This is a genomic window from Bradyrhizobium sp. SZCCHNRI3043 (genome assembly GCF_032377735.1).
Taxonomy (GTDB): Bacteria; Pseudomonadota; Alphaproteobacteria; order Rhizobiales; family Xanthobacteraceae; genus Bradyrhizobium.
Genome location: NZ_JAUHID010000001.1, coordinates 133,283 through 155,967, shown reverse-complemented (window position 1 = coordinate 155,967; position 22,685 = coordinate 133,283). Strand labels below are relative to the sequence as shown.

General features: G+C 60.3%; 16 protein-coding genes and 1 pseudogene. 10 read left to right on the top strand and 7 right to left on the bottom strand.

What is annotated here, in order from left to right:
* The first annotated feature begins 42 nt into the window (after positions 1–42).
* Entirely contained in the window at positions 43–4,866 is a 4,824-nt protein-coding gene (locus QX124_RS00725) for a DUF3320 domain-containing protein (RefSeq protein ID WP_315795749.1), read from the top strand.
* A gap of 197 nt (positions 4,867–5,063) precedes the next feature.
* The gene (locus QX124_RS00720; protein WP_315795748.1) at positions 5,064–6,248 is read left to right on the top strand and encodes a cytochrome P450; all 1,185 of its coding nucleotides are present in this window, start codon (positions 5,064–5,066) and stop codon (positions 6,246–6,248) included.
* 82 nt (positions 6,249–6,330) lie between these two features.
* On the opposite strand, the gene QX124_RS00715 is transcribed toward QX124_RS00720, so the two are convergent.
* The 4 genes from QX124_RS00715 to QX124_RS00700 all read right to left on the bottom strand — a co-directional run bounded on the left by QX124_RS00715 (position 6,331) and on the right by QX124_RS00700 (position 9,549).
* The gene (locus QX124_RS00715; RefSeq protein ID WP_315795746.1) at positions 6,331–7,470 is read right to left on the bottom strand and encodes a sensor histidine kinase; all 1,140 of its coding nucleotides are present in this window, start codon (positions 7,468–7,470) and stop codon (positions 6,331–6,333) included.
* 166 nt (positions 7,471–7,636) lie between these two features.
* Positions 7,637–8,323, bottom strand: coding sequence for a Crp/Fnr family transcriptional regulator (locus QX124_RS00710; protein WP_315795744.1), 687 nt, complete (start codon positions 8,321–8,323; stop codon positions 7,637–7,639).
* 305 nt (positions 8,324–8,628) lie between these two features.
* Positions 8,629–8,976 (bottom strand): cupin domain-containing protein, encoded by a 348-nt coding sequence (locus QX124_RS00705; RefSeq protein ID WP_315795742.1) that lies wholly within the window; start codon positions 8,974–8,976, stop codon positions 8,629–8,631.
* Positions 8,977–9,159: 183 nt separating this feature from the next.
* Positions 9,160–9,549 (bottom strand): HPF/RaiA family ribosome-associated protein, encoded by a 390-nt coding sequence (locus QX124_RS00700; RefSeq protein ID WP_315795740.1) that lies wholly within the window; start codon positions 9,547–9,549, stop codon positions 9,160–9,162.
* A 312-nt stretch (positions 9,550–9,861) separates the two neighbouring features.
* Here QX124_RS00700 and QX124_RS00695 point away from each other — a divergent pair, with 312 nt between their 5' ends.
* From QX124_RS00695 to QX124_RS00665, 7 genes and pseudogenes are all read left to right on the top strand, one after another.
* Positions 9,862–10,068, top strand: a complete 207-nt coding sequence (locus QX124_RS00695; RefSeq protein WP_315736291.1) for a hypothetical protein — start codon at positions 9,862–9,864, stop codon at positions 10,066–10,068.
* A 57-nt stretch (positions 10,069–10,125) separates the two neighbouring features.
* A pseudogene (locus QX124_RS00690) lies at positions 10,126–10,632 on the top strand (cytochrome P450); the annotation flags it as partial.
* 274 nt (positions 10,633–10,906) lie between these two features.
* On the top strand, positions 10,907–12,271 hold the full coding sequence (locus QX124_RS00685) for a DNA cytosine methyltransferase (protein WP_315795738.1): 1,365 nt from the start codon (positions 10,907–10,909) through the stop codon (positions 12,269–12,271).
* An 8-nt stretch (positions 12,272–12,279) separates the two neighbouring features.
* Positions 12,280–13,380, top strand: coding sequence for a DNA cytosine methyltransferase (locus QX124_RS00680; RefSeq protein WP_315795736.1), 1,101 nt, complete (start codon positions 12,280–12,282; stop codon positions 13,378–13,380).
* 14 nt (positions 13,381–13,394) lie between these two features.
* The gene (locus tag QX124_RS00675) at positions 13,395–14,234 is read left to right on the top strand and encodes a hypothetical protein (protein WP_315795734.1); all 840 of its coding nucleotides are present in this window, start codon (positions 13,395–13,397) and stop codon (positions 14,232–14,234) included.
* 46 nt (positions 14,235–14,280) lie between these two features.
* Positions 14,281–15,195: an AAA family ATPase gene (locus QX124_RS00670; protein WP_315795732.1), complete on the top strand. Its 915-nt coding sequence runs from the start codon at positions 14,281–14,283 to the stop codon at positions 15,193–15,195.
* Positions 15,192–16,436: a 5-methylcytosine restriction system specificity protein McrC gene (locus tag QX124_RS00665; protein ID WP_315795731.1), complete on the top strand. Its 1,245-nt coding sequence runs from the start codon at positions 15,192–15,194 to the stop codon at positions 16,434–16,436. The genes QX124_RS00670 and QX124_RS00665 overlap by 4 nt, the downstream gene beginning before the upstream one ends.
* Before the next feature lie 40 nt (positions 16,437–16,476).
* On the opposite strand, the gene QX124_RS31825 is transcribed toward QX124_RS00665, so the two are convergent.
* On the bottom strand, positions 16,477–16,917 hold the full coding sequence (locus tag QX124_RS31825) for a very short patch repair endonuclease (RefSeq protein ID WP_409997644.1): 441 nt from the start codon (positions 16,915–16,917) through the stop codon (positions 16,477–16,479).
* Positions 16,918–17,707: 790 nt separating this feature from the next.
* On the opposite strand from QX124_RS31825, the gene QX124_RS00660 reads away from it, so the two are divergent.
* A complete protein-coding gene (locus tag QX124_RS00660) occupies positions 17,708–19,126 on the top strand; it encodes a tyrosine-type recombinase/integrase (protein ID WP_315795729.1) in 1,419 nt (472 codons plus the stop codon).
* 427 nt (positions 19,127–19,553) lie between these two features.
* On the opposite strand, the gene QX124_RS00655 is transcribed toward QX124_RS00660, so the two are convergent.
* Both QX124_RS00655 and QX124_RS00650 read right to left on the bottom strand, forming a co-directional pair.
* The gene (locus QX124_RS00655; protein ID WP_315795727.1) at positions 19,554–21,260 is read right to left on the bottom strand and encodes a DUF262 domain-containing protein; all 1,707 of its coding nucleotides are present in this window, start codon (positions 21,258–21,260) and stop codon (positions 19,554–19,556) included.
* A gap of 29 nt (positions 21,261–21,289) precedes the next feature.
* Entirely contained in the window at positions 21,290–22,564 is a 1,275-nt protein-coding gene (locus QX124_RS00650) for a DUF2130 domain-containing protein (protein ID WP_315795725.1), read from the bottom strand.
* Positions 22,565–22,685: the final 121 nt, after the last annotated feature.

The window sequence follows — 22,685 nt, the reverse complement described above, 5'->3', positions numbered from 1 at the left end:
TTAAACATTGCTCAATGAGCACATCTCCATCGTGCCGAACGCTTGACCGCGATGACTTCGGGTTGCAATCCTCGAATCGCAGGAGGATTGCACGTGGCAACCACATCCGTACGAGACCGATTGCTGGCGGACCGGCGCGCGCTGCTCGATCTGGGCACGCGCAACCGGCTCGTGCACATCCCGCTCAAGACCAAGACCATCCGCACCATCGACATCGTCGGCGCGCGCTCTGCTGCGCTCTTCGAGCTTCTCGGCGAAGGCAAACGCTTCACGTTCCTTCCGACGAAGGCTGAGACTGCGGAGACGGACGGCAGCACCCTGCCCTTGAGCGAGCCGGCGCCGCGATCCGACACGCCGACCACCAAGGGGGACCAGGGAGGTGATGATTCGGAGTCGCAGTCGCGGCAGCCGGACACCCGGCTCAAGACCCGGCTGTCATCGGAGGCGCTGCAGAAGCGCCTGCTGGATATCTGGTACGACGCACGAACGCTCGAGGAAGAACAGGGCGTCAATATCCTTTATCTCGCCTTCGGGCTGCTGAAATGGTTCGAGGACGACAAATCCGACGTCGAGCGTTTCGCGCCGCTCGTCCTGCTGCCCGTTCGCCTCGAACGCAGCAGCGCCGCCGATCGCTTTCACCTGGTCTCGCGCGCTGAGCCGCCGTCGCCGAACCTCTCGCTCCAGGCCAAGCTCGACGCCGAGTTCGGACTCAAGATCGAGGATTTTGGCGACGAGGACGACGTCGACATCGCGACCTATCTCGCCGGCGTCGCGGAGACGGTCGCCAACAAGCAGAGGTGGGAGGTCAGGGCGGACGCGATCGTCCTCGGCTTCTTCTCGTTCTCCAAGTTCCTGATGTATCGCGATCTGGACCCTGACAACTGGCCCGCAGATGGCAGCCTTGATCGTCATCCCCTGATCTCAGCGCTGCTTCAGGACGGCTTCGAGGGCGCGGAGCCGATCGTGGCCGACGACGGCAAGATCGATTCCGTCATCCAGCCGGTGGCGATGAACCATGTCGTCGATGCCGATTCATCGCAGGCCGTGGTGATCGAGGAAGTGGTCCGTGGACGCGACCTCGTCGTCAAGGGACCGCCTGGGACCGGCAAATCGCAGACCATCACCAACATCATCGCGTCGGCGGCCGCCGAGGGGAAAACGGTGCTGTTCGTGGCCGAGAAGATGGCGGCGCTCGAGGTCGTGCACCGACGGCTGAAGCATGTCGGTCTCGGCGCGCTCGCGCTGGAGCTGCACTCCAACAAGGCCAACAAGCGCGTTCTGCTCGAAGAGCTGAAACGCTGCAAATCGGCTGAGGTCCCGGTCCCGCGCGGCGAAGCCACCCTGGTCCAGCGCCTGACCGACAGCCGTGACGGCCTCAACCGGCATGCGGACATGATGCACCAGCCGCACCAGCCGAGCGAGCTGACGCCATTCAGGCTGCTCGGTCACCTCGTGCGCTGCGGGGACATCTCCGCGCAGCCGCCCTACCCGTTGCAGGGCGCCCCCTCCTGGTCTCCCCTGGATCTGGAGCGGCGGCGTGAGCTGATCGCCGAACTCGCCGAACGAATCGCGGCCGACGGCGCGCCGCACCTGCATCCCTGGCGCGGCGTCGGCCGCGACGCGCTCGATCCAACCGAAATGACCGAGCTGCGGAGATCGCTGGGCGACATTTCGAACGTCGTCAGCAGCGTATCATCAGGCGCGGCCCGCCTCGGCACGCTGCTCGATCTCCCGCCGCCGGCCACCTTGGCCGATGCCGCGGGGATACTCGCCTTTGCGGAGGCCGCGGCCGCGATGCCGGAGTGCGATCGGACTGCCTTCCGCGAGGCCGTCTGGAGCCAGGCCGGACTCATCACGGACATCGTCGACAAGGGACTGCGCTACGCGAAATTGAGGACGGCCTTCGAGAGCGCCTTCGTCGAGGCCGCCTGGGATGCACCGATCGCCGATTGCCGCAAGGTCATCGCCGAGAAGGGCCGCTCCTGGCTGCGCCTGCTCAGCCCGCGTTATCGCCAACAGGTGGCGCTGCTGGCGTCGTACCTGAAGGTGCCGATGCCGAAAACGCTCGAGCAGCGGCTTCTGCTGATCGACGGCCTCATCGCGGCGCAAGCCGCTCGCCGGTCCTTCGAGGAGGTCGAAGCCGCCGGCAGCACCGCCTTCGGGACCGCGTGGCAGAAGGAACGGTCTGATTGGGATGCGCTTTCCAAATTGGCGACCTGGTGGACTGCATTCCCCAAACCGTTTGCAGGCGATGAAACGCGCCAGCGGCTGACGCAGCTGACGCTGTCGGCCGATGATCGGCGATCGATCGAACAGCTCAACCACGGCCTCGCAAGTCTGATGTCCGGCCTCCGCGGGCTGATCGACTCTCTCCAGTTGGAGCCCGCCCGCATCCCACTCGACGCCGGCGACCAGATCCGGCTGGACGAGCTGTCGCAGACTTTGTCGGAGTGGCAGAACGCGACCGAGCGCCTCACCCGCTGGATCGCGTTCATGGGCCGGGTCCGCCTTGCGCGCGCGCAAGGTCTCGCCGCGCTGGTTGATCGCGCGCTCGACGGCTCCTTGCCGGGCGAAGCGCTCGAAGCCGCTTTCGACCGATCCTACTACGATGCCATGCGCAGCGTGCTCTTCGCTGACCATCCTGAACTGAAACGTTTCGACGGCGAATCGCACGATCGGCTGGTCGACGGCTTCCGCAAGCTCGACGTCGCGCGGATGCAACTGGCCCGCGATCAGATCGCCCACGAGCATGCCGCGGCGCTGCCGCGCAACGCCGGCGGCATCGGGCCGCTCGGCGTGCTGAACGGCGAGCTTGCCAAGAAGCGCAACCATCTGCCGATCCGTCAACTCCTGGAGCGCGCCGGCCCGGTCGTCCAGCAGATCAAGCCGATCTTCCTGATGAGTCCGCTGTCGGTGGCGCAGTTCCTGAAGCCCGGCGCGATCGCCTTTGATCTGCTGGTCGTCGACGAGGCCTCGCAGATCGAGCCGGTCGATGCGCTCGGCGCCGTCGCGCGCTGCCGGCAGATGGTGGTGGTCGGCGACGAGCGGCAACTGCCGCCGACGCGCTTCTTCGCGAAGCTGACAGGCAATGATGACGAGGACAACGACGACGAGGATCAGCCGACATTCCAGGTCAAGGATGCGGAAAGCATTCTCGACCTCTGCCTTGCCAAGGGCCTCTCGCATCGGATGCTGAACTGGCACTATCGCAGCAAGCATCAGTCGCTGATCGCCGTGTCCAACAAGCAGTTCTACGACAACCGGCTGTTCATCGTGCCGAGCCCGTACGACGCCGTCGCGGGAATGGGGTTGAAGTTCAACTACAACCCCGATGCACACTACGAACGTGGAAGCAGCCGGACCAACCCCAGGGAAGCGCGGCTCGTCGCCGAGGCCGTCATGCGCCATGCGCGCGAGACGCCGGACCGAAGCCTTGGCGTCGCGACCTTCTCGGTGGCGCAGCGCCAGGCGATCCAGGATCAGCTCGAAATCTTGCGTAAAGAGACCCCGGAAACGGAGACGTTCTTCGTCCGCGGTGCCAGCGAGCCGTTCTTCGTGAAGAACCTCGAGAACATCCAGGGCGACGAACGCGACGTCATCTTCATCTCCATAGGCTATGGGAGAACGAAGGAAGGCTTCGTCTCGATGAGCTTCGGTCCCCTCAACTCCGACGGAGGCGAGCGCCGGCTGAACGTGCTGATCTCGCGCGCCAAGCTCCGTTGCGAGGTCTTCTCCTCGATCACCGGCGACGACATCGACCTGTCGCGCGCCAAGGGCCGCGGCATCGCGGCGCTGAAGACGTTCCTGACCTTCGCGCAGACGGGGCAGCTCGGCATCGCGCAGGAGACCGGGCGCGATCCCGACTCGGTGTTCGAGGAGCAGGTCGCCGACAGGCTCCGGGCGCTTGGTCACGACGTGAAGACCCAGATCGGCACCGCCGGATTCTTCGTCGATCTCGCTATCGTCGACCCCGACAAGCCCGGCCGCTTCCTGCTGGGGATCGAATGCGACGGCGCCCAGTACCATGCGTCTCGTTCGGCGCGGGACCGCGACCGCCTGCGACAGAACGTGCTGGAAGCGCATGGCTGGGTGCTGCATCGCATCTGGTCGACGGACTGGTTTCTCCGACCCAAGGAGGAAACCGAGAAGGTCCTCCGCGCGATCGACGCTGCGAAGGCGCATTGGCGGGACATCGACCAAGGGACTGCTCGAGCTGAACCCGAGCCTCCGGCAAACCCCGATGTGCCGGCGCCGGAGCAGACCGAGCAGCGCCCTCTGGAGATCCTCGCGCAGGCACCAACGGTGGCCTCCTATGAAGAGGCAAAGCTGCGCGTCCGTCGGGAGATCGAGCCGCACGAGACGCCGCTCGCCGACATGACGCGGCACGTCGTCGAGATCGTCGCCATCGAAGGGCCGGTGCATGAATCGGAAATCATCGTCCGGATCAGATCGGCCTGGGGCCTTGCCCGCGCCGGCAATCGCATCCGCGATGCCGTGCGAACGGCGCTGAAATCGGCAGTCGCGAAGGGACAGATCGCTGGAGGCCCGTTCTACGCCGTGCCGGGCCAGGCGATCGTCGTTCGAAGCCGCGAGGACGTGCAATCGCAGTCTTTGCGCAAGCCCGAGATGCTGCCGCCGGAGGAGATCAAGGCGGCCATCGTGCAGGTCGTGGAGCAAAACTACGGCGCCGAGGAAGACCAGTTGATCCAGGCGGTCGCCCGGCTGTTCGGCTTCGGTTCGACCAGCGCCCAGTTGCGCGAGGCGTTGCAGGGCTGCCTCAAGGATCTTCTCGCCGCAGGAAACCTGCGCCGCGAGGGAGAGCTGCTGATCAAGCCGCAGGAGGTCTCGCCGGCTGCGCAGGACTGACCGGCTGAATTGGTGCTAGGAACTCACAGCCCGAACGCCGCTTGCCAGCCGCCGAAATCGGCGACTGGCGAGGTCAGAGCTCGTTCAGAACAGACGCTCGTCCCGGCCAAGGCATCGGACCAGGATTGCACGGGTCCGTCCCCGCCACTATCCTTGAGGCGAGACACGCGCTGGCCCGCATCCAATAGGAGCGCCCCATGCCGACCGCGACCCTGGCTCCCCTGGACGAGACCATCACGATCGCGGAGCTGACGCGCGATCCCTATCCGATCTACCAGCGCCTGAGACGCGAAGCCCCCGTGTTGCGGGTCAAATCCGTGGGCCGCACGTTCCTCACCAAAGCGGTTGATACCAAATATGTGAAGGACAATGCGGCGCTGTTCTCGTCCAACGATCCGAACACGCCGATGAAGCGCGCCTTCCTCGCGCATACCTTGATGCGCAAGGATCACGACGAGCACCGGACCGAGCGCATGGCGATGATGCCCGCCTTGATGCCGAAGACGATCGAAGCCGTCTGGGAGCCGCTCTACACCAAATTCGCCGCTGATTATCTCGACCGGCTGCCGCGCGGCGAGGTCGTCGATCTCTTCCCCGCCCTCGCAGGCCCCTTGGCCGCGCGCATTCTCGCTGAAGTGATGGGCATTCCCGACGCCGGCGATGCCGACATGCAGCGCTGGTCGCAGGCCCTGATCGACGGCGCCGGCAATTTCGGCTGGACGCCGGGGCCGTTCGACGCGTCTGATATCGCCAACGCGGAGATGGACCGCTGCATCCGCGCCAACATGGAGCGCGTGCGCGCCGAGCCGGATTCCTCCGCGCTCTCCTTCATGGTCAACGCGAAGAACCCGATTCCCGAGAGCCAGATCATCGCCAACATCAAGATCGCGATCGGCGGCGGCATCAACGAGCCGCGCGACGCGCTGCTGACGATCCTCTACGGCCTGCTGACCAATCCGGAGCAGCTCGCCGCCGTCCGCGCTCAGGACAAATGGCGCTCCGCGTTCGAGGAAGGCGTGCGCTGGGTGGCGCCGATCCAGGCGAGCTCACGTCTCGTGATGGAAGACACCGAGATTCGCGGCTGCCTGATCCCGAAGGGCGACACCGTGATGACGATCCAGGCCTCCGCCAACCGCGACGAGGACCTGTTCGACGATGGCGAGACCTACAACGCGCTGCGCGACCCCAATCCCCACCAGGCCTTCGGCAACGGCCCGCATCATTGCGCCGGCGCCCACCTCTCCCGCCGCACCGTCGGCGCCATCCTGCTGCCGATGCTGTTCGAGCGCTTCCCCGACATGACGCTGCCCGATCCCGCGAGCGTGCGCTGGCACGGCTTCGGCTTCCGCGGCCCGCTCAATCTGCCGGTTCGGCTGCAGTAGGACCGGCCCGCGGGGCCTGCGGATGGAGCGGCGTCGCGCGAGGAGACGAGTTCGGGCGATGCTGGACTGATCGGCGACGACGTCACGATCGGCTGACGGTCCGCGATCCGGCCGTGGATCCTGCCCTGGATTCGGCCCTGGATCGGATCGCGGGAGCGGACGGCACGCTTGCTCCGGTCAAGTCGTCGCGTGTCGCCACGGCGGCGTGACGCACCGAGACGGTCGTGCCGGGCCGGCCGGCCACGGTCGTGACCTCGGCACCGAGCTGCTTCGCCAGGGCCATGATGATGCCGGTGCCGAGGCCCCCCTTCGGCCGGCCGCTCACCTGCAATTTCCCCGTTCCATTGTCCGAGACGGACAGGGTCCAGCCGGCTCCGGAGGACTCGTAGATCACGGTGATCAGCCCATTCGCGGTGTCCTCGGGAAAGGCATGCTTGAGGGAGTTGATGACGAGCTCGGTGACGATCAGCCCGAGACTTTCGGCTTCGCTCGTCGTCGCCTGGCCGTCACCGCGGGTTTCGATCCTGGTCCGCTGCTGGTCGGCGATCATCGATTGCGAGATCGCCTGGCAGAGCCTCGCGAAATGCGGTCCGAGCGCGATCACGCCGCTGCGCGCGGAGGTGTGGAGACTCTGCTGGATGTTCGCGAACGAGATGACCCGGTCGCGGGCGTCGTCCAGGTGGCGTCGCGCCTCCTCGGAGCCGACGGACCGTGCCTTCAACGAGATGATGCTGGCGATGATCGCCAGGCTGTTGCCGACGCGGTGCTGAAACTCCTCGAGCAGCATGTCCTTCTGACGCAGCAGCTCCTCGTTCCGGCGCGCCATCGCGCGCTCGCTGGTGACGTCCTCGAGGCCGAGCAGGATGGTCGTATGGGACCCGACCGTGTAGGACACCTGCCGGGCGTTCAGCCGCATCGCCCGGGGTCCGACGGCGGGGAAAACGTGCTCCACCTCGAAATCATGCAGCGCGCCGGTGTTGGAGAAGATCTGGCTCAGCCACGACTTCAGCGCCGGAATATTCCAGGCGCCGTCATCCAGCTCATAGAATAGTTGTCCCAGCACATCCTCGGGCGCCGCGGAGAAGGTGAGATAGAACGAACGGCTGGCGGCAATCACGCGGAGATCGTGGTCGAGGACGAGCAGCGGCTCCCGGACCGTGTCCACAATGGCTTCGGCAAGTGCGCACGCGTCAGACGCGTCGGAAAACTGCTGCTTGAACATGTGGTCCCCTCCCTACGCAACACTTCACCCCGTCACGAACGCTTCGCGCGTCCCGCCTTCAAGCGGCGAAACGAAACGCGGAGCCCGGCGGCGAGTTAGGGGCAGCTAGCGACGCGGACAGAGCCGTCTGTGCAAGACAGACCACCCGCGCGCTGCACACCCGCAGCTAGTTCTGCTGCTCCGCCTGCAGGTTGTCGTTCAGGACGGCTTGCAGCAGCGCCGGATAGACGACGATCTCGCCGTCATATTCGATCAGGCCCGCTCTTCTGAACTTGTTCATGAAATGACTGACGCGCGACCGCGTCGTGCCGATCATTTCGGCCAGCGTTTCCTGGCTGATTCTTGGAATGACCGGCAGCGGCGTTTCGTCACGGCCGTAATTGGCCATCGTCAGAAGCAGCCGCGCCAGCCGCTTTTCGCTGCTATGGAAGAGCTGGTCGATCAGGTCCGCTTCGAACCGGTCGATCCGCGCCAGCAGAAACGCGATGAACATCTCCGCAAGCTCAGGGTAGAGGCGAAGCGCTGCGATCATCGTCTTCTTGGCGATGGCGGTGACCACGCAATCCTGCAGGGCGAATGCCGAGCCGGTATGCACCGCCTGCCGCGTCAGACAGCCTTCGCCAAGAAACTGCCCGGCATCGACGATGCCGATGACCGCTTCCTTGCCGACGTCGTTGACGACGGTCAGCTTGATCTTTCCCTGTTGGAGAAAGAACAGGGCGTCGGCCGGATCGCCCTGGGCGAACACGCTTCCCCCCTTGGGAACCTTCAGGACCTTCTGGCCCGGGCAAACCTTGTCGAGAAAGGCCTTCGGATCAAATCTGGCGAGGTTCGAACTCGGCACAGCCCCCATCCCGCTCGATGGACATGTTGATGGACATGCCTAACTTTTACGGTGGAAACCGCCTCCCGCTTTGCGCTAGATCAATCTGCTTATCATCCTCCGATTGAGCTCACGGCGAGGCCGGGGCGCCGCGAGCGCCCTTCTGCAATCGATGCGAGACCTTCCATGCGATGTCGCCACTCACATGATGGAGGATGCTCACGGCGGAGCCGCCTCGAACAAGAGACCGACGTGCACCAGACCCCGTGCGTTCGATCATCTCCTCAGCGCGAGTCGGCCGAGCGAATGAGGCCTCACCGCATCCTCGCGGTCGTTCATCCGTGGTGATCGACCACCTGTTTGGGTTGCACGGACCAGGCCGCGGGCGCGTCGTCGCGGTCGGCTGCGGCCGCAGCCGCCGTCGCCTGCACCTTGCCGGGCGTGTGATGGGCCGGCGCATAGATCGCATGGACCTGCATCGGCGTCGGGCCGATGTTGGTGATGTTGTGCCAGGTCCCGGCCGGAACGAGCACGCACCAGCCGTTCGACACCGTCTGGTCGAACGTCAGCCTGTCCTTCGCGGGCCCCATCTGCACCCGGCCGCGGCCGGCATCGAGCCGCAGGAACTGATCGGTTTCCGGATGCGCCTCCAGGCCGATGTCGCCGCCGACCGGAATCGACATCAGCGTCACCTGCAGATTAGCGCCCGCTCCAGGCGACCGACCGATAATTGGCATTGTCCCGGGTCGCCCGCGCGATGTCGAACGCCTGCGGCTGCGGCCCGATGTCGGTGATCTCATCAGCAAGCACATCCATCACGGATCTCCCAACCGGCGGCCTTGCCGGCAAACCGTCCCGCCACGGGTCTAGCGATGATCGCGAAGCTGATCGGACACCGCCTCCTTGCCGAAGGCGTGGTCGAGCGCGCGCTCCAGCTTGTGGACCGCGCCACGCACGGCCTGCTCCATGAAGCTGTCCTGATGCGCCGCGACGATCGGCTCGCCGCCGTCACGGTGCACCTCGATCTTGCAGCTCTTGTCATCGTGACTGGGCTTGTGGCTCACCGCGTCGCTGAGCTGCACGTCGATCCGCCTGACCTGATCCTCATAGCGATGGAGCACCGCATGAAGCGACGCCTTCACGTCCTGCGACAACTGCTCACCGCCCTCGACGTTTCCATCGGTCCTGACATCGATCAACATCCGTGTCTCCATCAGGTGAAGCGTCAAACGTCGCAGGATGGAATTCGCGATCATGATCGGCTCCCCGGCATGGTCGTCATCCAGGCTTCGACGTCGCCGCACGGCACGCGACGCCATGACACGTCATTCGCGGGCGGCGGCCACGACTGGACGCCCCGTGATACAGCGGGTCTGAAGCGACGCTTGATCCGCCTCGGGCCTTTCAGGCGCGGCGAAGCGGCCGTTCAAGCGCGTCTCCCAATGTCTCCCGCGACCAGACTGCCAGAGGCGAACGCGAGCGGCTGATCAATATTGCTCAGTCAACCCCGGAGAATCAGGCGCAACCTGCGGCGACCCAACTTTCGAGTCTGCACCGGAGATGGGATGATGGATTGTCCGATCACATTTCGCTGCCCCCAGACCGGGTCCGAGGTCGATGCCATCCTGCACCAGCCGAAAGACGACTGTCGGTTCGAGACCGTGACCTTCGAGACCGTGAGCTGCCCGGCCTGCACGAGATTTCACTTCATCCACGCCATGACCGGCGCGCTCATTCCTCCGACGCTGCTCGGCCCGGCGAATTGGACGCCGTAGCGGCGGGCTCGAAAGGCGAACGTCCCGTCTCGCACGTTCCTGTGCCAAGGCCGTTGCGGCGGCATCAACGAGCCGCGCGACGCGCTGCTGACGATCCTCTACGGCCTCCGGACCAATCCGGAGCAGTTCGAAGCCGTGCGCGCTCAGGACAGATGGCGCTCCGCCTTCGAGGAAGGCGTGCGCTGGGTGGCGCCGATCCAGGCGAGCTCACGCCTCGTGATGGAGGACACCGAGATCCGCGGCTGCCTGATCCCGAAGGGCGACACCGTGATGACCATCCAGGCCTCCGCCAACCGCGACGAGGAGCTGTTCACCGACGGCGAGACCTACAACGCGCTGCGCGACCCCAATCCCCACCAGGCCTTCGGCAACGGCCCCCACCACTGCGCCGGCGCCCACCTCTCCCGCCGCACCGTCGGCGCCATCCTGCTGCCGATGCTGTTCGAGCGGTTTCCGAAGATGGAGCTGGTGGATGCGGCAAGCGTGCGGTGGCACGGGTTCGGGTTTAGGGGACCGCTCAATTTGCCGGTTCGCAGTAGGTCATTAAGTGCACTGTCACCGTAATTCCACCGTAATTCCAATTTTGTAGCGGATTTTGTACCCGTGAAGCAATTGTAAGGACGCCTTTCCACGGCCTTTTGCCTTCAGGGGCCTGGGAATTGACGAATGCCTCTGGACAGAACCGCAAATTTGGTTCTTATTTCGTTCCAGGGCTGAAGGGTAAGGGGCGGTCCCGGCCGAGACCATATTCCAACTGAAAACTGTCTCGTAGGCGATGCCGTGCTCATTTTGCGAGCCTCGGACAGTGATTCGCGTCTCAAGGGTTCAGAACAGTACGATGAGCGGCTTAAGAAAAACCACCGGTTCCACTAAATTAGGGACAGCGGCGGGGTCACAGCTCGTCAAGTCGCAGCTCGCCCACCTGACCAAGTTTGCGAGCGACCGATTAAAGGTCCGCAAGGCAGCATCCGAACTTGCGTTGGAGCTGGACACCGCTTGGAAGGGCAACCTATCTCATCCCACTGGGCCAATTGACGTCGTTGATATGTTTGCCGGTTGCGGCGGCATGTCGGCCGGCTTTCTCGCGGCGAATTCAGTGATCCCCGCCTATCGGTTGGCCATGGCAGTCGATATCGATGAATTGGCTATGCAGACCTACGAGGCCAATCTCGGCCTAAAGCCCTGCGCAGTTGATCTGCATAGGTTCGCAAAAAGGCAGACAGGGATTGTCAAGCAAGTCCATGAGGCTCGTCTCTCGAAAGCCAACCCGTTGGTTTTGATAGGGTGCGCGCCGTGCCAAGGCTTCTCGTCTCACCGGAACGCGCACGGCCATTCAGATTCAAGGAATTCGCTTTTCGTCACGTTTGCGCGCATTGCCGCCGCCATCGGGCCCGATGCGATCATTGTGGAGAACGTGCCAGAGGTCATTACTGATCAATACTGGCCAGTGATGGTCGAGGCTCGACGAATTCTGAATCGCGCCGGATATCAAACGGTGCTCACGGCGCATGACATGTCCGAATTTGGGGTGCCACAACAACGGTACCGTGCCGTGATGATTGCGATGCGACGCCCGTTTAGAATGCCTCGCGGCTTCCTTGGTGGCGAGGAGCGCCGGACAGTGCGTCAGGCGATTGGCGCGCTTCCTGAAATCGCCGCTGGCGAAGTCTGCTCGACGGACCCGATGCACTTCACTGCGGGTCATAGGCCGTCCACGATCCAAACGATTATGGCAGTCCCCCTGGATGGTGGCCGTCGCCCGCCGAACGTGGGGCCGGAATGCCTGAGGCGTGCCGCAGACCGACAGGGCCGGTCAGCTTATGATGATGTTTACGGACGCCTCTGGTGGGATAAGCCTTCCATCACAATCACGGGCCACGCCCGAAATCCTGCAAGTGGCCGATATGTCCATCCGACCCAGCACCGCGGCCTTTCGGTGCGAGAAGCAGCGCTTTTACAGGGCTTTCCATCTCGATGGCTTTTTAGCGGTGGCCTTGGTCCAGCATTCATGCAGGTCGGGAATGCCGTTCCTCCGGCCTTTGCGGCGTTTCTAGCGGTTCACATGATCGGTGAGATGATGGGGCCAGCTGTTGAAAAATTGGACACTGAGGTGGACATAACCCAGTCCGTAGGGCCATCCTTTTCACGACTCATCCCAGCGCTCAAAGCTGGACACAGACATTTGCACCCGCCGGCCCTCTAGAGAAACTCGTGAAGCCAACAGCACTAGATTTATTTTGTGGCGCCGGTGGCCTGACACGAGGCTTGATGGAAGCCGGCTTCAAAATCTTGGGAGCGATAGATTCCTGGGAGCCGGCAATCTCCAGTTATCGTGCAAACTTCGTGGATCATCCCTCATGGCTAAGAGATGTCGCCTCGCTCGATGCGGCGAGCTTTAACGAGCTGGGAATTCCAAGCGGGATTGATTTGGTCGCTGGCGGACCGCCCTGTCAGGGGTTCTCGGTTCAACGCATAGGAAACGACGAGGACGAGCGAAACGACTTAGTCCTGTGTTTTGGCCGCGCCGTTATCGCATTGAAGGCACGAGCTTTCATAATGGAGAATGTGCGGGGCCTTCTCGGCGCTAGAGGCAAAACGACCGTAAGGCGCTTCTTAGCGGAAATGGAACGAGCAGGATATTCAGTTCAGCATCGCGTTCTAGAAGCTGCAGACTTTGGCGTGCCGCAGGCTAGGCAGAGAGTTTTCTTCGTCGGGTTACGCGGGGGTGAATCCGGCGCGTTCGAATTCCCCTATCCTACTGTAGCTCAGCACAAGACGGTCGCGGAAGCCTTAGCAGATCTAAAATCACCGCCAGAGGATTTGCGACCTGTCCCGGGAGACCCTCTTCACCGCCGGACGAAGCTGTCAAAGCTGAATTTGTTGCGTTTGAAACATGTACCACCTGGTGGCGGCTTCGAGGACATTCCCGTTGAGCTAAGGGTCAATTGTCACAAGGCCGGCGCGGGGCGCATTGGGCATAGAGCTGTTTACGGAAGACTGCATCCGGATCGGCCCTCAGCGACCATTACTGCCCGCTTCGACAGTTTCACACGCGGCCGTTTTGCGCACCCCTTCGAAGATCGCAACATAACCCTAAGGGAGGGTGCGCGGCTTCAGGGCTTCTCAGACGAGCACATCTTCCTTGGAACACAAGAAGACGTCGCAGCTCAAATTGGCAATGCCATTCCGCCACCACTCGCCACCGCTGTTGCCGCAGCAGTTGCCAAATCTCTCGCCGGCGATAACTCATCCTCCCGCTGGCACTTGCGCAACCATCAGCCAGAACTTCCATTGTTCGCCCTGTCAAACTAGCGAGCGAGGCGACAATGCCCGCAACGGTATGGTCAACTTCGTTCCATTCCAGCTTTTCGGTAGTGCCCGCCGGCAAGCTGACCGACAAAGCCGTTGATTTGTTTCTCAACGGTGAAGGTCAAACAGACCAGCAGTTGCTTGCTCAGTGGCCATATGATGAAGCACGAGGCGCGCAAGGCGGCACGCCTGACCCGAAGCGCTATCGTGACATGCGACAACTACTGCAGACCATTGGTCTTGTTTACGATGAGGTGATCGAAGGTAAGACCGTTGTGCATGTTACCGAGCTTGGGAAAGCTTTGGCAAGATGGCGTCCAAGTCTCCTTTCTGAGAATGTTCGGATTATAGCGCGCCATGGCAGTCTGGCGTTAGCTGCTTGTCAGCTGCGAAATCCAACGCGGAACGGAATGGAGTACGACCCGATCATGAAGGTCTTTCCTTTCCAGTTCATCTGGAAGGCAATGCTCGCCTTGGATAATCGCATAACCTCAGACGAACTGAACCGCGAAATCTATCGCACGAAGGACGAGGCCGATTTAGCTCAGGCTATCCAGCGGATTCGGCAAGCCCGACTCGCGAACGATCTAGGACTCCTAAGCCCTGAAGTGATCTCAGGAGATAGAAAGAACGATAGAGTCCTTGTTTGGGTGGGCTGGGCATCTTTTGGGTGGTCTCTCATCACGGACAAGCGCAACAGTGCCGATGGTCAGAGCTATACAATCAAGGACCGGTGGGCACTGCGCACTTTGCAGGCCGCAGCCCAGGTAAAGCATCGTCACCGCGATTTTCAGAGCGTGCCTGAATATGTCGAATACTTATCTCGTTGCGCGGCCATCCCAATGAATCACCTGTAGCGTCGTTAAAACTCCTGTAGACTTCCGAACGATTCGGAGATGGAAGATGGCAGGACCAGCAACCGAAGCGCGGGTAAAAGAAGTCGTCGACGCGTGCGCAAGATATGGCGGCTCGTCAATAATTGCGCTGGCGGGAGCCCCGGCAACCGGCAAGAGTCACATCGCGATCATAGCCGCGCAGCGACACGCTGGTGAGCCAACGCGTGTTAAGGAAATACAATTTCATCAATCCTTCACGTACGAGGAATTCATTGAAGGGCTTCGGATCGATTCGACTGGAGCGGTCCAACCGACCCCCGGCGTTTTTCTCGATTGGAATGAGGATGCTTCTGCCGACCCCGTGGCCGATCATCGGTACGTCCTACTGATCGAGGAGTTAACAAGGGCGAATCTCTCAACGGTACTGGGTGAGCTACTCACTTATGTCGAGCACAGAGACAGGGATTTCGAGACCCTATTCAGCCGTACAAAGGCCAGGATTGCAAAAAATCTCACTATCCTCGCGACGTTTAACCCGGTGGATAGATCTGCATTGTCGATTGATGACGCCCTGCTTCGTCGACTTCGCATTATCGACTTTCTACCCGATGATGATCAGCTGGCAGAGATGCTCGGACAAGAGGGGAGAAAGGTCCCACTCCACGTTATCGAAAAGCTAAAGTTGGTTTTCGATCGATGCCGACAGCAACACGGCCCTGACTACGAAACTCTCATGCCCTTCGGCCACGGCATTTTCAGCGAGGTCTACTCCGAAGCAGACTTGTACGCGCTGTGGCACCAGAGGATAAAACGAATTTTACGGCGGCCTCTCCTGGACCCACACCCCTTCACAGACACCATCGAAGAAGCATTCCCTTGGCGGGACGCCCCGCAATTCAGGCTGCCCGTGCCTTCTACCGCGGAAGGAGAGGCCACGACAGCAGAACAAGCTTCCTCGACTCCGACCACGAGTAGTCAATGACGAAGGTTGCTGTCCGCGAGAGGGGTATCGCGATTGTCAAGGGCGCCTTCTGGAAGGATATCTTTCTTAGTCCAGAGTTTCAGGATCTAGCGGATCGAAAAATACTTTGGGCGAGATTCGGCAAGCATGAAAGTTGGACCATCGGCGCAGGAGGCTATGTCGGCCGCGCGCTGTTTGGAGAAGTTGAGCTTGAAATTCGCGAGAAGGTCGCCGGGGCCTTCGTGGCAATGGCTCAGGTTCTAACTCCCCGTGCGTTTATCCTTGCTCGCGCACAATCTCCCCTCATTTTTGACGAGGTACCCCACACGGTTTTAGTTCGAATGTTCCTCGCCGCTACCCGCACCTATCTCTCAGGCGCGAAACAGGTTGAGTACCAAAATTTCGAAGAAACCGGCGCGTATGCTGCTGGGCGTCTCAATGTTCCGCGTACGGCAGCTCTGCGAGCGCGCGGCACCAGACATAAAGTTGCGTTTCGACGTACACTGCTATCGGACGATATTCCACTTAACCGAGCTATCTATCTTGCGCTTGCTAATGTTATCGCAGGGTTCGGTTCTGGGCCGCTTCGGGAGTTGGTGACGAATGCCCTGACGTTGCGCGCGGGATTCGCCGAGAGTAGCCACTCAAAGACGCCCTTAAATCGTGTAGAGGCCATTGCGGTAGCTCTTGACGAAGCAGCTCAACCAGACAGGAGGCGGGAGGTTTCGGAAGTAGCAGCCCTTGCAGCTGCTGTACTGCAAGCAGCCACCTTATCGGAGGATAGACCGCATCAGGGCGCGGCGCCGCGCTCGTGGTTTTTAAATTTGGAAAACCTCTTTGAGCGAGTCGTTCGAGAATGCGTTGCAAGACTGCTCATCGGGAAGGCTCACGTTAGCGGCCCGATAGAGCGCCCTCCTCTTTTTCCAAACATATCGAATCGATTTCGGGCCAATCCTGACATCGTTGTGCGTTGTGCTGGAGAAACGTGGATCCTTGACGCAAAATACAAGGATCTGGATGGTTGGCCGTCAACGAGCGACGTTCACGAACTCCTGGCCCATTCCGCATCGTTTAACGCGGCGAAGGCGGCACTGGTTTATCCCTCTGGTACTAGTTTTTTCGTAAGGTCGTTGGGTAAAGCGAAGACCGGCTGCGAAGTGTGGGTTTTCGCTGTCCCCTTCGCTGAGCTGTCGTATGCAATTAGCCAAGCTCTCCAACAGCTCGGTCTGCCAGTGGCGCCACCACTCCCAGCGGCGGCTTAGATTGTTCCGATAGCCTCTACCAACCTTGCAGCTGCAAATGCTACTGTTTGGCGTCAGCGGCGCGCTCTAATGCCCGTCGAAGTCTTTGCTCAGCAATGTTCGGAGTTCGTAGGCTGTGCTCCCAAACGCGAACCACATTCCAACCCATTGCGCGGAGTTGCGAGTCAGCAGCCTTATCTCGTTTCCGGTTTCGCTCAACCTTCTGTTTCCAAAATTCGGCATTGTGCTTTGGCGCGCGGTAGCATTTTGGGCAACCATGCCAAAAACAGCCATCAAGGAAGACGGCGACCTTCGCTTTCGGAAACGCTAAGTCGGGAGTTCCAGGCAAACGCAAGTGGCGACGCCAGCCTGTCAGGCGCGCTGCACGCAGCCTGCGCACCATATCGAGCTCAGTAGAACGATTTCCCTTACTCCGAACACGCGCCATGTTGGCGCTCCTCTTCGGATCGACCGGTGCCGGCGAAGGATTCCGTTTCGTCATAGCATTTTTACCGCTGCACATGACACGAGGCGTGAGGTGGTCGGCGACTGGCGAAAGCCTCGACCACTATCTTACTATGGCATCCAATAGAGCCATGCAAAATCGATTCGCTGAGATTCCAGAATACGTTTGGTATAAAACCTAAATGCAAGCATAGGTGTTGGTCGTTACTCACTGAAAAAGCAGCAGCAAGTTTGGAGCTGCCCGTCGTGCCAGTTTGCCGCATTCCGTCGGGCAAATCCGGCCTTGTGTCGTCGGGCAAATCAGATCGATCCTCTTCGCCGTCTCGCGCTCACTGAAGGGGCGTTTCGCGATCGTCACGGACCGTGGAGCGGGAGATGCGGTGGCCGCCCGGGGTCGCAGTGCGCGTTTCGCGTGCGGACGAACGACCTCAAGCGGACGGTCAAGCCGTGTGGTCCCGACACCCCGACGCTGGTGTCTTGGTCGGCGACATCCCGATGACGGGGGCAAGCAAGCCCGGTCCCCTGGGAGAGCACGGAGCAGCCGTTCAACCCATCGCGCAGGGAAGGCCGGTTGTTCGGCCAATCCTGTGGTGACTGCCGCCTGCTTTTCTTTCTGCAGGCGGGCCATGGGTGCGGCCTGCACCCGGCCTTCCCTGCGCCCTTCTCTATGAGGGGCGTGCCGATGAGCAAAGCTCGGACGCGACAGCGCGCCGCGAGGCTGCGGAGCCGCGCTTACAGGTCAGACATGAAGGGTTGAGCGCCGGAAATGGCGCTCCCTAGGGGAATCGAACCCCTGTTTCAGCCTTGAGAGAATTGCATCTCGCACATTGGCGAACAGCGGCGAACGCCAAGAAACTCAACAATTTCAATTGCTTAATTCGTTCTCGTTCGGTACTATACGCCTCAATTCTCGACCGCCTTTTGAAGAAAACTTGAAGAAACGGAGCACGTGGTTGGCACGCGCAGCACGCCACTCGTCACTCGAAACACGAACAGCTCGCGCGCGTTTGCCAGTGCGCCGCACCCCCTACTTCGCGAAGATCGCAAAAGGGCTACGGCTCGGCTATTACCGCGGAGCGGTTTCGGGGTCATGGGTCGCAAGCCTTTATCGCGGCGCGAAAGGCTATGACACCAAGGCAATCGGTGCGGCCGACGACACCACGGACGCCGATGGCGCGACGGTTTTTGACTATTGGCAAGCGCAAGTCCAAGCTCGGAACTGGGCCGAGCTGCAGCGCCTCCTCGCGGCAGGGGTCGTCCGGACCGGTCCTTACACGGTTGCGGATGCCGTCAAGGATTATCTCGCCGAGATCGCCGCCGAGAAAAAACCGGCGGCCGTTCAGGGTGCCAAATACGTCCTCAATGCTTGGATCTTGCCTGATCTCGGATCTCTCGAGGTCAACAAGCTCACCACGGAACGGCTGGTTCGTTGGCGCAACAAGATCGCCACCGAACCAAAACGAGTGCGGACAAAGCGAACCGCTACCGAACCGGCCACGCGCGAAACCCCTGACGATGATGATGCACGACGCGCGCGAAAGGCAACTGCCAACCGCATCCTCACGATGTTAAAGGCGGCGCTGAACCGAGCCTTCTTCGCAGATCGCGTGTCATCTGACAGCGCTTGGCGAAAGGTAAAGCCGTTCAAGCGGGTCGATGAAGCGGTGGTCCGCTATCTCAGCATCGCCGAAATCCGCCAACTTGTGAGCGCCTGTACAGAGGACTTTCGAAAGCTGACCGAAGCGGCCTTGTACACGGGCTGTCGATACGCGGAGCTGGCGCGTTTGAAGTTCGAAGACTACAACGACGACAGCGGCACATTGTCCGTTCGTCTGAGCAAGGGCAAGAACAGGCACGTTGTGCTGACGGAAGAAGGAAAATCTGCCTTTCGACAATGGACAAAGGCCCTCCACCCCGGCGAGCTGATCTTCCTGAGAAGTGACGGCAAAGTCTGGGGAACCTCGCACCAGCAACGGCCGCTCGATGAGGCAAGCCAGCGAGCTGCGATCACGCCCCCGGTAAATTTTCATATCTTGCGGCACACTCACGCGTCATATCTTGCCATGGCAGGCGTGCCGATGGCCGTCATCGCTCAACAACTCGGCCATGCCGATACGAGGATGACGGAGAAGCACTACGCTCACCTTGCCCCAAGCTACGTGGCGCAAACCATTCGGGAGAACTTCCCAGTTCTTGAACTTGGGAGTTCAAGGCAAGTGATCCCACTGCACAAGCGCAGGGCCTAATTCAAGCTTGGTGAGCACTCGCGATAGATGCCTGAGGCGGACGTCAAGCTCATGCTCGCGATGGTCGGCAGCGCGGTCTGCTTGGCTGCCTATCAAGCAGCCGCGGCCAAATGGCTGCGGCAGGCAGATCGAGCTCTCGAACGCGAACTCTCAGCCAGGAATGTCAGCCAGAGATGAAAGAAAGAAGGCGGGAAACTGGCCGGAGTGGTAGTATTTGGACCGAACACCCCTGCGTTCCGGCACCATCCGGTCTTCCCATCATGTTCAGGATGACATTTGGCCCACTCCCGTCCATCGGGCGAAGCGAGCGTTGTCCACGGACAGCGCTGAAGGGTGGATCATTTGCGGTGGGATTCCGTCTTTGCTTCCGCCCCCCTGTCATGCAAGCCCCCAAATACCATTTGTGAACTGACCCTTGAGCGACAACTTATCCGGACAGAAACTCGTTTAGCCGTTCGGCAATCTTAAGCCGTCGCGCGGCAAGAAAATTCTTGTATCCAGCGATTTCTAATAGCCTGGCGTCGGTTGGAATAGCCTGCGAATCGAACAGCGCGGTACCGTGCTGTTGAATCAAGGGAACAAGGTATTGCGCAGGCGGCTTGTCGCTAATGGCCCGATTGGTCTTCCCTCCTATAAAGGCAAGGTTTGCAATATCGTCAGCTTCGCGGGTGGCGTGAATCCCTTTGAGCTGCTTCTTCGGAAAGATGTGATGGAATTGCAGTTGATGCTGCGCTCCGGTGTGATCGAGCGAGATTGCAAGATTCGAACGCCAGTCCTTCGCCCCTTTTGATCGGAATGCGAGAAACATCGTTTTAAACAGCGCGCTTCGTTGGTTGCGGCCCTCGAGTTCTTCCGGAGCGATATCGAGACGGCCGACCTGCTGCTTGAGACGCTCGATGAGTTCCGGCCCCTTGCCGCCATTGCGAATCGTCGCAAGGTCTTGATCGAGGATTGTTTCGCTCGACCCACGAGAATAGCGCCCCTTCGCATTCGCTAACAGAACCCAGCGGCGCAGTTCCTTTTCGTCGGCGCTGCTAATCTTGTAGTCCGCCTTGAGTCCAAAATACGCAAGCGTGATGAGAATGAAGGGTGATGAAAGCAAGGCCGGGGAATCGATCCCAGCGTTGCTCTTAAGGAAATTGATAGCGAATTGCATCCCTTCTCGCGCTTCTTTCCATCCAGCTTGCAGCTTTTCAAGATCGAGCTTGCCCACGGTCAAGAAGCGTGATTGGCCAGTGGCGAAAGTCACCAGATTTTTGAGATGCAAACCAAGATCGACATCGAATCCAAGCTTGGCACACTGCTCCTGAAAATCGAGGAAGGTTTGCAGCGAGTGCTGCCACTTTGCAGTAATCTGGGCTAGCGCCAAGTCGGAGCTTCGCAACTTAGCGCCGAGCGAGTTCACGCGCACGAATATCTCGGTTACTTCGTCGTAGGAGAGCGCGCGTTCCAGAACATCCATCCGGTACATGTACTTGCGGATTCCACGCAGGCGGGCGAGCCGCTGGCTGTACTTCTCATACCGGGGATCGTCGAAGCTCACGACGCCCGCAGCCTTGAGAAACTGTGCGTCCGAATCCGCCTTGAAAACGTCGGACACCTTAACCCATTGCGGAAGCTGGGCGAGTTTCTTTGTGCTGACAACGAATGTCATCTTATTGAACCGCTCTTGCAGTTCGTCCTCTGTGCTGTCGGTATCATCTTCGGTGATCGGCGCGCTGTCGTCGCCGTCATCATCGTCGCCGTTTTCTTCGACTTCGGTAATGAAGGCCAGTCCTTCCGGGTGTTCGAGATTGAACAGCAGGTCTATCGGTTTCTTGCGTCCGCGCACGGTGACCGGCTGGCCGCGAATGACGGCAGAAAGCGAGGTCAGGCGCTGTTGACCGTCAAGCAGCAACCGCACGCTCTGATAGGGATTTCCGACTTGCGATACTGCGAATTTGCGGAGCGGCACTTCCTCGTCAGTTTCCCACAGCAAGATCGCCCCAGATGGGTAGCCTCGGTACAACGAGTCCATTAGGTCTCGCACGCGAGGTGAGCGCCAGACGTATTGGCGCTGCATTTCTGGCAAGCGAAGCTCGCCGCGCTCGATCATCCCGACCAATTCTTCAACGGAAGCTTCTGCTTTAGCCATTACCACGCCCTCAAGATTCTTTTAATTCTCTATTCGATTGCCTCGATCTGACTTTCGATCAAAGGGAGTTCGAGCCCATCGATCTCTTGAAGTGCCTTACCTGCAATCCCTTGCAGATCACCATACATGCCAACGGTGGATTCAATGACCCCCCGGATTTGGGCTTCGCGCTTTGACCATAGACGCGTCATCGCCTTTCTTTCCTTGTCGAGGTCATCCTTCATATCGGAAAACTTCTCGACAATAGCCTCAATGCGGTGCCTGAATTTAGGACCTGTCAAATATTGATAGATCAATTCCATTTTGGTGCTCTGGCCGTTGTTGGCCTGCCTCGCTGCACCAATCTCGATGAGCGATTGGCGCAAGGCTAGAGCCAACGGCAGGACATAACGGAAATCAGTAACCCAGACGCCATCAACATAGCCAAATGTTTCCACACTTCTTGGCAATGCAGTCGATACCAAGATAGCCAATTCAGCACCGGCGGCGCGTTGATCCGCGCGCAACTTGGAAAGCCAGCCATCTGCCCAATTCTTGGTTCTTTTGGTTTCCCACAGCATGGCTCCGCATGTTTGTCCAATCGGCGTGGCGACCCGCTGCACGACATCACCACCAAACTCTCCTTTTGCGACCGACTCAATCGTATCGTGCGGGAAATTCGCGCGCAGAATCGATTCCAATTCAAGCTCAAGAACCTCGCCTTGCAGTTGCTGCGATCCTTGCTCAGCCTTGCGCTTGAGGTCTTCGATCTGTCGTTGTAGCGACGAGATTAAGTTATCTTTTTCGGCGACCTTCAACCGCTCGCCTTCCTCGGCTTCTGCCTTTGCCTTCTGTCTAATCTCGGCGATGGAGGCATCTACTCGTTTTTCAATTGTGAGGTCGAGTTCGCGCTTGGCTTCGTCAATCTCGCGCTGCTTGCGCATCACCTCCGCCTGAAGCTTTTGAGCCTCCTTCAGTTTCTCATCGCGTTGTGCGAGGAGCGCTTGCAGATCACCGACTTCTTTCTGCTTTAACTGCAGGTCGTCAGCCGCCGCAGCCTTCGCCTTGAGCGCCTCTTCCGCAGCAATGGCTTGACGCCCTTCCCTGAGCTTCGCCGCGACCAATTGATCGACTGCCTGGCGAGCTTTCTCAACGGCAGCCAATTGCTCCTTGATGCCAGCCTCGCGCCGCAGCACTTCAGCGTCCTTACGGGCGATTCTTGCCTCATACTCTTCTCGCGTTGCGCGAATCAGAGGTGCCGCGAGAGATTCAGTCAGCCTGATCTCGGTGGAACAAGACGGGCATGCAATTACCGGTTCAGTCATATCTGGCCCCCCTCTGGCCCACCTGGCCGGCTCGCGGATGCAAAGCTCTTGACAACGCGAGATGAGGATACTAACTATACGGATATAGTTTCACTGTCAATATAGAAACTATACTCGTTTT

Coding starts and splice junctions, on each gene's coding strand:
- QX124_RS00720 (WP_315795748.1), top strand. CDS start 5,064: ATGCCGACCGCGACCCTGGCTCCCCTGGACGAGACCATCACGATCGCG.
- QX124_RS00715 (WP_315795746.1), bottom strand. CDS start 7,470: ATGTTCAAGCAGCAGTTTTCCGACGCGTCTGACGCGTGCGCACTTGCC.
- QX124_RS00710 (WP_315795744.1), bottom strand. CDS start 8,323: ATGGGGGCTGTGCCGAGTTCGAACCTCGCCAGATTTGATCCGAAGGCC.
- QX124_RS00705 (WP_315795742.1), bottom strand. CDS start 8,976: ATGTCGATTCCGGTCGGCGGCGACATCGGCCTGGAGGCGCATCCGGAA.
- QX124_RS00700 (WP_315795740.1), bottom strand. CDS start 9,549: ATGATCGCGAATTCCATCCTGCGACGTTTGACGCTTCACCTGATGGAG.
- QX124_RS00695 (WP_315736291.1), top strand. CDS start 9,862: ATGGATTGTCCGATCACATTTCGCTGCCCCCAGACCGGGTCCGAGGTC.
- QX124_RS00685 (WP_315795738.1), top strand. CDS start 10,907: ATGAGCGGCTTAAGAAAAACCACCGGTTCCACTAAATTAGGGACAGCG.
- QX124_RS00675 (WP_315795734.1), top strand. CDS start 13,395: ATGCCCGCAACGGTATGGTCAACTTCGTTCCATTCCAGCTTTTCGGTA.
- QX124_RS00670 (WP_315795732.1), top strand. CDS start 14,281: ATGGCAGGACCAGCAACCGAAGCGCGGGTAAAAGAAGTCGTCGACGCG.
- QX124_RS00665 (WP_315795731.1), top strand. CDS start 15,192: ATGACGAAGGTTGCTGTCCGCGAGAGGGGTATCGCGATTGTCAAGGGC.
- QX124_RS31825 (WP_409997644.1), bottom strand. CDS start 16,917: ATGACGAAACGGAATCCTTCGCCGGCACCGGTCGATCCGAAGAGGAGC.
- QX124_RS00655 (WP_315795727.1), bottom strand. CDS start 21,260: ATGGCTAAAGCAGAAGCTTCCGTTGAAGAATTGGTCGGGATGATCGAG.
- QX124_RS00650 (WP_315795725.1), bottom strand. CDS start 22,564: ATGACTGAACCGGTAATTGCATGCCCGTCTTGTTCCACCGAGATCAGG.